12 protein-coding genes are annotated in these 12505 nt (G+C 71.0%); all 12 read right to left on the bottom strand.

The features are described 5' to 3' along the window. Position 1 precedes the first annotated feature (1 nt). Entirely contained in the window at positions 2 to 949 is a 948-nt protein-coding gene (locus tag AB0L65_RS41705; protein ID WP_363974943.1) for an ABC transporter permease, read from the bottom strand. Beyond that, complete coding sequence (locus tag AB0L65_RS41700; RefSeq protein ID WP_364257669.1) at positions 946 to 2520, bottom strand: ABC transporter substrate-binding protein; 1575 nt, start codon at positions 2518 to 2520, stop codon at positions 946 to 948. Before AB0L65_RS41700 ends, AB0L65_RS41705 begins: the two co-directional genes overlap by 4 nt. Before the next feature lie 108 nt (positions 2521 to 2628). Continuing rightward, entirely contained in the window at positions 2629 to 3240 is a 612-nt protein-coding gene (locus tag AB0L65_RS41695; RefSeq protein WP_364257666.1) for a TetR/AcrR family transcriptional regulator, read from the bottom strand. Between the two features lie 100 nt (positions 3241 to 3340). Then, entirely contained in the window at positions 3341 to 4729 is a 1389-nt protein-coding gene (locus AB0L65_RS41690; RefSeq protein ID WP_364257663.1) for a sulfatase-like hydrolase/transferase, read from the bottom strand. Then, on the bottom strand, positions 4726 to 6501 hold the full coding sequence (locus AB0L65_RS41685) for a sulfatase (protein WP_364257661.1): 1776 nt from the start codon (positions 6499 to 6501) through the stop codon (positions 4726 to 4728). Before AB0L65_RS41685 ends, AB0L65_RS41690 begins: the two co-directional genes overlap by 4 nt. A 114-nt stretch (positions 6502 to 6615) precedes the next feature. Then, positions 6616 to 7617, bottom strand: coding sequence for a substrate-binding domain-containing protein (locus AB0L65_RS41680; protein ID WP_355199931.1), 1002 nt, complete (start codon positions 7615 to 7617; stop codon positions 6616 to 6618). An 11-nt stretch (positions 7618 to 7628) separates the two neighbouring features. Continuing rightward, a complete protein-coding gene (locus tag AB0L65_RS41675) occupies positions 7629 to 8624 on the bottom strand; it encodes an ABC transporter permease (RefSeq protein WP_364257658.1) in 996 nt (331 codons plus the stop codon). Next, complete coding sequence (locus AB0L65_RS41670; RefSeq protein WP_364257655.1) at positions 8621 to 10114, bottom strand: sugar ABC transporter ATP-binding protein; 1494 nt, start codon at positions 10112 to 10114, stop codon at positions 8621 to 8623. The genes AB0L65_RS41675 and AB0L65_RS41670 overlap by 4 nt, the downstream gene beginning before the upstream one ends. Before the next feature lie 13 nt (positions 10115 to 10127). After that, complete coding sequence (gene rbsD, locus AB0L65_RS41665) at positions 10128 to 10532, bottom strand: D-ribose pyranase (RefSeq protein ID WP_364257652.1); 405 nt, start codon at positions 10530 to 10532, stop codon at positions 10128 to 10130. Continuing rightward, positions 10529 to 11470 (bottom strand): ribokinase, encoded by a 942-nt coding sequence (locus AB0L65_RS41660; protein ID WP_364257649.1) that lies wholly within the window; start codon positions 11468 to 11470, stop codon positions 10529 to 10531. The genes rbsD and AB0L65_RS41660 overlap by 4 nt, the downstream gene beginning before the upstream one ends. Positions 11471 to 11547: 77 nt before the next feature. Further along, positions 11548 to 12369, bottom strand: coding sequence for an aldehyde dehydrogenase family protein (locus AB0L65_RS41655; RefSeq protein ID WP_364257646.1), 822 nt, complete (start codon positions 12367 to 12369; stop codon positions 11548 to 11550). Continuing rightward, positions 12362 to 12505 (bottom strand): aldehyde dehydrogenase family protein (locus AB0L65_RS41650; RefSeq protein WP_364258042.1); only part of this gene is annotated, 144 nt, incomplete at its 5' end. The genes AB0L65_RS41655 and AB0L65_RS41650, both read right to left, overlap by 8 nt.

Raw genomic sequence — 12505 nt, 5'->3', positions numbered from 1 at the left:
GTCACTGCCCCAATCGGATGCGGGGGTCGAGGGCGGCCAGGGAGATCTCCGTCAGCAGTTGCGCGATCACGGCGATGAGCACCGTGCCGACGATGAGCACCTGGATGACCGCGTAGTCGGCGCTCTGAGCGGCCGAGACGGCCAGCTGCCCCAGCCCGTTCCTGGCGAAGATCGCCTCGATGACCACCGCGCCGGCCAGCAGGTCGCCGAACCTGATCCCGATCGCCACCACCGCCGGGCCGAGGCTGTTGCGCAGCACGTGCCGGACGCTGATCCGCCGGGTCGGCACGCCCTTGGCCACCGCCAGGTCGACGAAGTCCTCCTGGCGCACCGCCAGCATCGAGGTCTGCACCAGCCGCGCCACCCCGGCCGACATCGGCAGGGCCAGCGCCAGCGAGGGCAGCAGCAGGTACTGCAACCCGAGGTCCGGGCGCTCCAGCACCGACATCTCCCCGCTGATGGGCAGGATCCGGATCGCGACCCCGAACGCCAGGATGAGCAGCAGCCCGACCAGGAACGGGGGCGCGGCCAGCAGGCTGGTGTTCGTCGCGTCGGCGAGCGCACGCGACCACCGCGAGCGAGCGGAGCCGGCCAGCACGCCCAGGCCGATCCCGACCACGGCCAGGAACAGCCCGGCCAGCACCGCCAGCTCCACGGTGCTGCCGACCCGGGTCGCGATCAGCTCGGCCACCGGACGGCCGTACTGGAAGGACCGCCCGAGGTCGCCGGTGAACAGGCCGCCCATCCAGCTCAGGTACTGCGACACCAGCGGCTGGTCCAGGCCCAGCTGGGCGCGTACGGCAGCGATGGTCTCGGGGGTGGCCTCCGGGCCGGCGATCACGGCGGCCGGATCGCCGGGGGTCAGCCGCGGCAGCAGGAACGCGATCACGCTGGTGGCCAGCAGCACCAGGACCACCGACGGGACGCGCTTGACCAGGTAGCGGATCATCGGACCAGGCACGTCTCACGCGAGAGGAGCCCGCCGGAGACCAAGGAAAACCCCTGAACGGCCGTGGACTTGACCGTGATGGCCGGCGTCGTCGCCAGCACGTGCTGGACCGCCTGGTCGAGCATGTACGCGGTGAGCTTCTGCACCGCCTCCGCGCCGGCCTGCCCGCCGCCCGCCTCGATCACCCCGCGCACGAGAGCGGTGTACTCCTTGCTGGTGAAGGTGCGGTGGGCGCCTTGCAGGCGTATGTCCGGATTCGTCTGCGCGACCAGCGACGGGCTGGGCACCTGCCCGCGGAAGGACAGGTAGTTGCCGCCCTTCCCGGCGGCGAGCCGTGACTGGTAGTCCGGCGCGGGCAGGGCGACCAGCTTCGGCCGGAGCCCGACGTCGGTGAGGTTGTTGGCGATGATCTGGTACACGGCCTGCAACTGGGGGTTGTTGATGATGGTGATCGGCACCTCGGCCCCGCTCGCGCCGGCTTCCTTGATCAGCTCCCGTGCCCGGGCGGGATCGTGGCGGTAGGCGTTCTCGCGGTCCTTGGGGTACTCCGGTCCCGCCGGCCACACCAGGCCGCCGGTCTCGCCGAGGCCGCTGAAGACCTGCTGCTTGATGCGGTCGCGGTCGATGGCGTACCCGACGGCCTGGCGGGCCTCCTTCTTGGCGAACGCTCCGCTCGCGGTGTCCAGGACGAGGGAGTACAGCACCTGCTGGCCCTCGTAGAGCTGGAACTGGCCGCCCTTCTGGGTGACCGTGGCGGCGTCCTGCGTCGTCAGGCCGGAGGCCAGCTGCGTCCGCCCGGACCGCAGCGCGGCGAGCTGAGCGGTCGAGTCCGCGATGACCACGTTCTCGATGCGGTCGAGGTGCGGCAGGCCCCGCTGCCAGTAGCGGTCGTTGCGGACCAGCACGAGCTGGGCGCCCGGCTGGTACCGCTCCACCTTGTACGGCCCGGTCCCGACGAACTTCGAGCCGTCGGCGAGGTCCTTGTAGGTCTGCGAGTCCACGATGGGGGTGTCGTCGAGGACGCTCGCCAGCACGGGCGACAGGGGCGTCTCGGACTCGATCGTCACCTCGTGGTCACCGGTCGCCTTGAGCCGCCAGCCGCCGATGATCTGCTTGTCGTTCGACGGGCTCGCCGGTTCGAGCGCCTGCTTGAAGGTGAACAGCACGTCGGCCGAGGTGAAGGGGCGGCCGGAATGGAAGGTCACGCCCTGGCGCAGGCTGAGCGTGGCGGTCCGGTCGTCGGCGCCGACCTTCCACGCGGTGGCCAGCAACGGGACCGGGTTCGCGATGTCGCCGTCCTTGACGCTCATGAGCGGTTCGAAGACCCCGCGTACCCAGAACAGGTTCGCGGCGCCCTGGGCGAGCACCCGGCCGGGGATGGGCGGCTGGGCGCTGGCGACGACCAGCGTGCCGCCCTCGCGGCAGCTCGCGGTGGACCCGCCGGCGGCTTGTTGCCGCTCCAGCTGGACCGCGGACTGGCAGCCTGCCGTCAACGCGGACGACAGGGCCAGCGCCAGCAGGACTCGGAGATTCGGACGGGAGTATGGACGGCTTTGTACGCCTGTGCGCATGGTGGAACTCCTCGTGAAGCCGGGGACGACGCCGCCTGCGCTTGCGTCGTCATGCCGACTGACGCACCGGTCCACGCGGGACCGGCACCGGGGGGTGTTTCTGGAAGGTCAGGCCTTCGTGCTCGGGATCGCTTCGAGCCGCAGCAGACTCGTCTCGAAGAGCCCGCACATGTCGGTCGCGGGGTCGCGGAGCCATTGCAGTTGCAGGCCGTTCATCAGAGAGACCAGTTCGGCGGCCGTGGCGGCCGGATCGAGGGACGGGGACAGCCGCCCCTTCTCCTGGTCGGCGATGATCAACCGGGCGATCCGGCCGCGGACTCGCTGGTTGCGCTGGTAGAAGAAGTCGTGGGCCGGGTGCGCCGGGTTGAGGCTCTCGGCCGACTGGACGGTGAACAGCCGGACGAGGCCGGGTTGGGTCTCGTTGCGGCGGCAGAACGCCATCAGCCATTCCCTGGTGGTGACCTCCACACCCTGGAACTGCGCTTCGACGTGCTGCTCGTCTTGGAGGTCGCGCTGCTGGAGCACCGCGAGGATGAGGGATTCCTTGCTGTCGAAGTGGTGCAGCAGCCCCGGCTGGGAGACTCCGACCTTCTGGGCCACGTCGGCCAGGCTCGTGCCCCGGAAGCCCGCGACGGCGAACGCGTCCGCGGCGACGGTGAGGATCTGCTCCCGTCGCGCGGCGGCCGGGCGGCGGACCCGGCCACTCTCCGCTCGTGCCATGCGTGCTCCCTCCGGCGTTCACCGGCTCACTGGCCGGTTACTACGCTGTGAATTACCCGTAACTTACCGAGTACTCGGTAGGTAGGAAAGACCCTACTCGTCAGTAACTTATGTGCGCCTCCACGGCCGATCGGGCCAGGGCCCGCACGTGCCCGAGCAGCGTGCCCCGCACGTCGGCGCACGTGGGGTCGTCCGCGAGATTCCGCAGCTCAGCCGGATCGGCGTGGCTGTCGGCCAGGAAGACGTCCTCCTCGTCCGGCGTCGCCGGCCGCCCGTCGAGGCGGACGGTGGCGTCCAGCCGGTAGCGCGGGGTCCGGACGCAGGTACGCCGCGGCCAGCCGCGCCCGCCGTACCAGGTGCCCGCGTCCCGGTTGGGGAACGCCCTGCTGGCCGGGTCGCCGTACCCGATGGTGGCCGTGACGTGGCCGGGGGCCGGGTCGGCGAACAGGTCGCGGCCGTCCGTCTTCGCCGGTAGCGCGAGCCCGGCCAGGCCGAGCAGAGTCGGGCCCAGATCGAGGGATTGGGCGAGATCGCCGCGCCGCGCCGGGGCCAGGTGGCCGGGCCGGCGCACGACGAGCGGCACCCGGTGGCTCTGCGGCGCGAAGGTGTGCTTGCCGAACGCGCCGCCCTCCCCCAGGTGCGCTCCGTGGTCGGAGGTGAGGACGACGACGGTCTCGCCGGTCAGGCCGAGCTCGTCCAGCGCGCCGAGCAGCAGCCCGATCTGCTCGTCCACCCAGGCGACCGACGCCAGGTAGTCCGCCTGGGCGCGGCGCAGGTCGCTCTCGGCCATCCACCGCCCGTTGTTCAGCTCGCCGAAGCGCCGTTCGAACCGGCTGTCACCGGGGCCGCGGTCCAGCGCGCGGCCCGGCTGCGCGCCGGGCTCGAAGAGGCGGGCCCACCGCCGGGGCGGCACCACCGGCGTGTGCGGTTGCAGGAACGACGCGCGCAGCAGGAACGGCCCGGACGCCCGGCGCATCCAGTCGACGGCGCGCCGGGCCACCTCGTCGGGGCGGTAATCGTCGCCTGGGTGCCTACCGCCGACGACGAAGCGCAGGCCCGGCGTGCGGACCAACGAGCGCTCGTCGCATCCGTCGAGCGGGTCGCGCATTCCGGCGCCCGCGTGATCGTCCAGCTGCCATGGGGTGAGCGCCGGCGGAATGTGCTCCTTGCCGAAGCTGGCGGTGGCGTACCCGGAGGCGGCGAACACCTCGGGAAAGGTGATCAGCCCTTCGGGGAGGGGGAAGCCCGGACTGGCCGCCTCATTGTGATAGACGCCGGTCCGCTCCGGGAGAAGACCGGTCAGCGCCGAGGTCCGGCTGGGCACGCAGACCGGCGAGGTGGTGTAACAACGCTCGAACACCACGCCGCCGGCCGCCAGTGCGTCCACTGCGGGGGTACGCGGGCTCAGCCCTCCCGCCGTCGCGTAACAGCCGAGCGCGTCGGCGCGCAACTCGTCGCAGTACAGCCAGAGGACGTTGGGGCGATTCACCTGGCGACCTCCGTCGCGCACAACCGGAGCAGCGCCTCGCTCAGTTCGGCGAGCGTCGCCCGGGGCAGCAGCCCGACGGCGGTGGCCGCGATCTCCACGAGGCTGAGCGGCCCGGCCATGGCCGACAGCAGGCTGGGCACTCGTTCCTCGACGATCGCCCGCGCGGCCGGGTCGGCCAGCAGGTCCCGCAGCGGGGTGTGCACGCTCAGCGGCCCGTCCGGGTAGTCCGCGCGCCGCACCGGCTCCCGCGCCGCCACGACCTGCGGCCACTGCCGCCGCACCCGCAGATGGTCCTCGCCGGGCTCGCCGTGCGCGGGCAGGCCGAGCCGCTCGTACTGCTCGGCGGGCGCGTCGGTGTCCCGCAGCAGGTCGACCAGGAGGCGGATCATCCGGGCCTCCAGGGCGTCGTCGATCAGCGGGCGCTCCTGCCCCGGGTCCTCGTGGAGGTCGAACAGCAGGGTGCCGAACGCGTACGGGTTGGACATGGCCTGGCCGCGGGTCCGCAGCACCGGCACGCCCTTGGTGAACGCGAACGGCGCCACCAGTTCGGCGTCGCGCAGTTCCTCGGGGCGGAAGCGGGCCATCATGTGCGTGGGCATCAGCGTGTACTCGAACAGCGGGCCGTTGGACGGGTCCGTGGGCGCGCGCATGTAGACGTACCGGCCGTCGGTGACGCTCACGTGGCCGCCGAAGGCGCCGAAGAGCGCCGCCTGACGCACGGGCCGGCCGGACGCGACCGTCTCGCGCAGCGGGCTCCCCTGCATGTCGGGAGGGCACGGGAGCCCGAACCACTCGAGCAGCGTCGGCCCGAAGTCGATCGTCTGCACCAGGGCCGAACGGCGCTCGCCGGCCGTGTCCGCGCGCGGGTCCCACACGAACAGCGGCGTGTGGATGGTCTCGTCGTACCACGGCGGGACGTTCTTGCCCCACCAGCCATGCTCCCCCAGTAGGAAGCCGTGGTCGGTCACGACCATCAGCAGGGTGTCCCGCCACAGGTCGAGCTCGTCCATCCGGTCGAGCACCCGGCCCAGCGAGCGGTCGCACATCGACAGCAGCGCCGCGTACCGGTTGCGGACGTGCGCGGCCTGCTCGGGGGTCTCCAGCACCTGCGCGTAGTCCGGCCAGTCCAGGTGCGGGCCGTCGTAGTCCTCGGGGTAGAGGTCGTGATAGCGCGGGTAGCTGAAGAACGGTTCGTGCGGGTCGAAGGTCTCGATCTGCAGAAACCAGCCGTCCTCGGCGTGGTTGACGTCCAGGAAGTGCAGACCCGCGTCGAAGGTCAGGGTCTGGGGGTGGTCGGCTTCGTCGGCGAGGTAGCGCCGGTTCACCCAGTCCTGGCGGTAGGCGGGCCTCCGCACGCGTCTGAGGTCTTCCGGCATCTCCGGCTCGGCGACCTGACCCTTCCAGAAGTCCCCTTCCTGCCCCCGGAAGAACTCGTAGGTGCGGAACCTGTTGTGGTAGGTCGCGCCGCCGTCCTCCCAGTAGTGGAGGTGGTCGGTGGCCAGGTGCGTGTGCACGCCCGCGTCGGTGAGCAGTTGCGGGACGGAGTCGTCGAACGGCTCCAGCGGCCCCCACCCGCGGTGCAGGAAGTTGTACCGTCCGGTGTGCATCTCCCGGCGGGCCGGCATGCAGGGCATGCTGCCCGCGTAGCAGTTGTCGAAGGCGGTCGCGTGCTCGGCGAGCCGCGCGAAATTCGGGGCGTGTACGCCTTCCGCCCCATATGGGGGCAGGTGGCGGCGGTTGAGGCTGTCGAACATGACGACGATGGCCTTCACGGGCTTCCCTTCCCTTACCTACCGAGTATTAGGTAGGTAACGTCGAGGACATACAACCGCCGCATCGCCGTCATGGCAACCCCCGGCCCGATACCCGGGCCGGGGTGGAGGGTCCTACTTGAGGCTGTCCGGGACGCCGGACTTGTCGCCGAGGCCGACGAGGTAGTCCGCGTACTCCTTCACGTTGTCCTTCTTGACGAGCTTGCCCTGCAGCGTCTCGTCGGCCTGCACCTGCTTGCCGCCCAGGACGTCGGAGGCCAGCGAGACCACCTTCTGCCCGAGCGCGAACGGCGACTCGGCGTTCGTGGCGTACATCTCGCCCGCCGCGACGGCGGCCAGCGCGTCGGCGATGCCGTCGTTGCCGACGACCTTCACCTTGCCCACCAGGTTGCGGGCCTTGAGCGCGGACAGCACGCCCATGGCCATCTCGTCGTTGGCCGCGTACACGCCGTCGATGTCGGGGTTGGCCTGCAGCACGTTCGTCATGACGTTCAGGGCCTTGGCCCGGTCGAAGTCGGCCGCCTGCGTGGCGACGACCTTGATGTCCTTGTGCGTGGCGATCTGCTGCTGGAAGCCCTTGCTGCGGTCCTGGGCCACGTTGGTGCCGAGGATGCCCTGGATCTCGACGACCTTGCCCTTGCCGCCGACGGCCTCGGCCAGCGCGTCGGCCGCGTTCTTGCCGGCCTGGACGGCGTCGTAGCCGACGAACGTGGCCAGCTTGCCGCCGGACGGCTTGCGGTCGAAGGCCATCACGGGGATGCTCGCCGAGTTCGCCTGGGTGACGGAGCTGCTGGCCGACTGGCTGCCCACCGGGTCGAGGATGAGGATCCCGGTCTGCTTGGAGATGGCGGTCGTCGCCTGGTTGAGGAAGGTGGCGTCGGAGTTGTCAGCGTTCTGCACGTTCAGGGTGATGCCGCTCTTGGCGGCCTGGGCCTCGGCGCCGTCCTTCACGCTGATGAAGAACGGGTTGCCGAGCGTGCTCATGATGATCGTGGCGTCCTTCTTGCCGGACGCCTGGGAGGCGCCCGTGGTCGCCTCCTCGCCGCCCCGGCTGCAGGCGGTGAGGGAGACGGCGGCCAGGATCGCGACGGCGACGAGTTTGCGGGGAGTGCGCATGGATCTTTCCTTTAGATGTGCTGGGCGAGTTCTGGGGTACGGACGGGGGATTCGGCCCTGCGTGGCATGAGCCTGCGCAGGATGTCCACGTTGCGGTCGAGGAAGACGGCCAGGAGGATGACCAGGCCCTTCACCACGTCCTGAAGGAACGGGGAGACGTCGAGCAGATTCATGCCGTTGTCGATGACGCCGAGCACGAGCGCCCCGACGAGGGTGCCGAGCAGGGTGCCGCGACCGCCGGCCAGGCTGGTGCCGCCGATGATGACGGCCGCGATGGCGTCCAGCTCCAGGCCGGCGCCGGCGGTCGGCTGGGCCGTGGACAGCCGGGCGGTGATGATGAACCCGGCCAGGGACGCCAGCACGCCGCTGATGACGAAGGCGAGGATCTTGACGCGGTGCACCCTGATGCCGGACAGCCGGGCGGCCTCGACGTTGTCGCCGGTGGCGTAGACGTAGCGGCCGAAGCGGGTGCGGGCCAGGACGTACCCGAAGATCCCGAACGCCACCAGCATGATCCACACCGGCACCGGCACGCCCGCGAACCGAGCCTGCCCGATCCCCTGGAAGTCGTAGTCCGTCACCGGGATCGGGTTGCCCGAGGTGATGTGCAGGGTGAGCCCCGCGAACACCGACATCGTGGCCAGCGTCGCGATGAACGACGGCATCCTGGTCCTGGTCACGAGCAGGCCGTTGACCAGCCCGATGGCCGCGCCGGTCGCCAGGCCCGCGGCCAGCGCGGGGATCAGCCCGTACGGGCCGAGCGTCAGGGCGGTGACGACGGCGGAGAAGCCGAGCGCCGAGCCCACGGACAGGTCGATCTCGGCAAGGATGATCACATAGGTCTGCCCGGCCGCGAGCAGCGCGGCCACGGAGGTCGCGAGCGCCACGTTGAGCAGGTTCGTCGGGGTGAGGAAGACCGGCGAGGCCACCGAGAGGACGATCCCTACCAGGAGGAGCATCCACACCGCGCGCAGCCGGCCCGCGACGGTCTTGAGCTTCGAGGTCATGCGGCACCTACCAGTGCGTGCTTGAGGATGGACTGCTCGTCGAGGTCGTCGCCGGTCAGCTCGGCGACGAGCCGTCCCTCGCGCATCACGACCACGCGGTCGGACATGGCGACGAGTTCCGGCAGGTCGGAGCTCACGAGCAGGACGGCGACGCCGTCCGCGGTGAGCTGGTTGATAATCCGGTAGATCTCGGTCTTGGCCCCGACGTCCACGCCGCGGGTCGGCTCGTCCATGAGCAGCACCCGCGGCCGGGTCATCACCCACTTGGCGAACAGGGCCTTCTGCTGGTTGCCGCCGGACAGCGAGCTGACCGCGATCGACGGTGAGGCGGCGCGCACCCGCAGCTCCGAGATGACCGCGCCGGTGGCGGCGCGCTCCTTGCCGCGCCGTACGACTCCGCTCCCGGAGCTGAAGTCGCGCAGCGAGGCCAGCGACACGTTCGCCTCGACCGACTGGCCCATGCACAGGCCCTCCGCCTGCCGGTCGGGCGACAGGTAGGCGATCCGGCTGCCGATCGCGTCCTGGACGCTCGCGACGCGTACGCCGGAGCCGTCCACGAGCACGGACCCGCCGGTCAGCGGCTGCAGGCCGAACAGCGCGCGCAGCAGGTCGCTGCGCCCGCAGCCGACCACGCCGCCGATGCCGACCACCTCGCCGGCCCTGACCTGGAGATCGATGTCGTGGAAGCGGGTGCCGCCACCGCCGCGCACCTCCAGCACGACCTCGTCCCCGGCGTTGCGGTCCTTGGGGTAGAAGTCGTCCACGGCGTCGCCGACCATCGCGGTGACGACCTCGGACGGGGTGAGCCGTTCGGTGGGTGCGTCGAGCGTGACCCGGCCGTCCCGCAGCACGACGACGCGGTCCGACAGGGCGAAGACCTCGTCCAGCCGGTGGCTGATGTAGATCACCGAGACGCCGGCCTCGCGCAGCCGGTTCACCTGGGCGAAGAGCTGCTCGGACTCCTGCTCGTCGAGCGCCGCGGTCGGCTCGTCGAGGATGATCAGCCGCAGCTCGTGCGTCATCGCCTTGGCGATCTCGAGCATCTGCCGCTCGGCCACGCTCAGCTCGCTGACCTGGCGCTGCACGTCGATCTCCATGCCGAGGCGGCGCAGCGCCTGCCTGGCCTCGGCGGCCATGCGCTGCTTGGAGACGAACAGGCGGCCGAAGACGCGCTCGCGGTCCAGCACGTACATGTTCTCGGCCACGCTGAGGTGCGGGAACAGGTTCTGCTGGAACTCCTGGTAGATGACCTCGATGCCCTGCGCCATCGCGGCCTGCGGGTCCTTGAGCACCGTCGCGGTCCCGTCGATCAGCAGCCGGCCCGAGTCGGGCTGGTGCGCGCCGGAGATCACCCGGGTGAGCGTGGACTTGCCCGCCCCGTTCTCCCCGACGAGCGCCACGACCTCGCCGGGACCGACGTCGAAGCTGACGCCGCGCAGGACGCTGTTGTCGCCGAAGGACTTGCGCACATCGGCCAGCTGGAGATGCATGCCAGGCTCCCGATCAGTACACGACGCCCGCGGTGAGCAGGACGTTGGCGTACGGAGTGAACTCGCCGGAGCGCACGGCCGCCCTGGCTCCGGCGGTGGCCTGCTTGAACTCGGTGTGCGGCAGGAACTCCAGCGTCAGGCCGAGCCGGTCGAACCGCTCCTCGATCGCGGCCAGCATGTCCGGGCTGTGCTGCTTGATCTCCTCGGACAGCCGTACGCCCTCCACGGCCACCTCGTCGAGCACCGTGTCCAGCAGGTCGAGGAAACGCGGCAGGTTCTCCCTGACGGCCAGGTCCACGCGTTCCACCTCCCTCGGGATGGGCAGTCCCGCGTCGGTGACCACGATCGTGTCCGTGTGGCCGAGCTCGGAGATCACGCGGGCGAGCTGGGCGTTGAGCGTTCCTTGGTTGCGCCTCATCGGGTGGCTCCTTCCATGGAGGTGTTGACCAGTGGCTCGACCTCGTCCCTGCCGGGGAGCGAGGGGCTGGCTCCGGCCTTGGTGGTGGCCAGGGCGCCGGCCGCCATGCCGTACTGGATGGCGGTGTCCACGTCGAGGCCGGCGGCGAGGGCGCCGCCGAAGAAGCCGGTGAACGCGTCGCCGGCCGCCGTGGTGTCCACGGGCGTCACGGCGTACGCGGGGAAGTGGCGAGTGCGTTCCTTCGTGACCGACAGGGCGCCGCCCGCGCCGAGGGTGATGATCGCGTGGCGCACGCCGCGCTCCAGGAACCAGGCCGCCGCGCGCTCCGCCGACTCCAGGTCCGTGACCTGGACGCCGGTCAGCACGGTGGCCTCGCTCTCGTTCGGGGTCACGATGTCGAGGTACGGCCACACGTCGTCCGGCAGCTCCTGGGCGGGCGCCGGGTCCAGGACCACGGTCAGCCCGGCGGCCGCGCCCTCCCGCGCCGCGTGGCAGGCGACCTCCGTCCGGATTTCGAGCTGGAGCAGCAGGACGCCGACCCGGTCGCGGACGCGCTCGATGCTCTCCGTGACCATCGCCTCGTCGAGGGAGGCGTTGGCGAGCGGCGTGATGACGATGTCGTTCTCGCCCGAGGCGTCCACGCGGATGTGGGCGACGCCCGTACGGCCCTCGACCGTGCGGACCTCGGTGAGCGTGACGCCGTGCGTCTCCAGGCCCGACAGCACGATGTCGCGGAACGGGTCCTGGCCCACGCAGGCGGCCATCCAGGTCGGCGCGCCCGAGTGGGCCGCGGCCACGGCCTGGTTCGCGCCCTTGCCGCCGAGCACGAGGGTGAAGTCGTCGCCGAGCACGGTCTCACCGCGCCGCGGCAGCCGCCGGCTGAACGCCGTGACGTCCGCGGTGATGCTCCCGACGACGAGAACACCGGTGGGTTCCATGGGGGTTCCTCCAGATTCGGGGATGGGTGAGCCGAGGGCACGGCCCATGTGCCGTGTCCTTGCGGGTGCGGGGTCGATCAGATCCCGGCGGGGTGCCAGACCGTCTTGGTCTCCATGAACGTGGTCATGCGCCTCGTCCCGTGGTCCTCCGCCGCGGTGAGCACGCGTTTGAAGTTCTCGGCCGCGGCCTGTTCGCAGGCCTGCTTCAGCTCGGGGGCCGCCACGCCGGTGAGGTCGAGCCCGTTGACGTCCATGTGCGCCGCCAGCCACGGGGCCAGCTCGGCCTGGTGCCCGGTGAGGATGTTCACCACTCCGCCCGGCAGGTCGGAGGTGGCCAGCACTTCGGCGAACGTCATCGCGGGCAGCGGCGCGCGCTCCGAGGCGACCACGACGCAGGTGTTGCCGGTGACGATCACGGGTGCGACGGCGGTGACGAGGCCGAGAAGGGGCTCGGCGGGCGCGATGACCGCGACCACCCCGGCCGGTTCCGGCGAGGACAGGTTGAAGTACGGGCCCGCGACCGGGTTGGCCGTCCCGCGCACGGCGGCGATCTTGTCGGACCAGCCCGCGTACCAGACGAGCCGGTCGACGGCGGCGTCCACCTGCTCCAGCGCCTGCTTGCGCGGGCCGCCGAGCTCGTCGGCGAACTGTGCGCGCCGCCCCTCCAGCATCTCGGCGATCCGGTAGAGGATCTGTCCCCGGTTGTAGGCGGTGGCGCCCGACCAGCCGGGGAACGCCTTGCGCGCGGCCACCACGGCGTCGCGGGCGTCCTTGCGCGAGGCCCTGGCGGCGTGCTCCGTTCGCGTCACGGGGTAGGACCTCCCGCTCTCCGAGCGCGGGAACGCTCCACCGATGAAGAGCTTGTACGTTTTGCGCACGGTCACTCGTCGATCAGACATCGAGGTACGCCTCCAATCCGTGCAAACCGCCCTCGCGGCCGTAGCCGGACTCCTTGTAACCGCCGAACGGCGAGGCCGGATCGAACTTGTTGAACGTGTTGGCCCACACCACCCCCGCCCGCAGCCGGTCAGCCAT

The sequence above is a fragment of the Nonomuraea sp. NPDC052116 genome (genome assembly GCF_040680035.1).
GTDB classification, from domain to species: domain Bacteria; phylum Actinomycetota; class Actinomycetes; order Streptosporangiales; family Streptosporangiaceae; genus Nonomuraea; species Nonomuraea angiospora_A.
The sequence above is the reverse complement of the archived record's forward strand: the minus strand, read 5'-3'. Positions and strand labels throughout refer to the sequence as shown.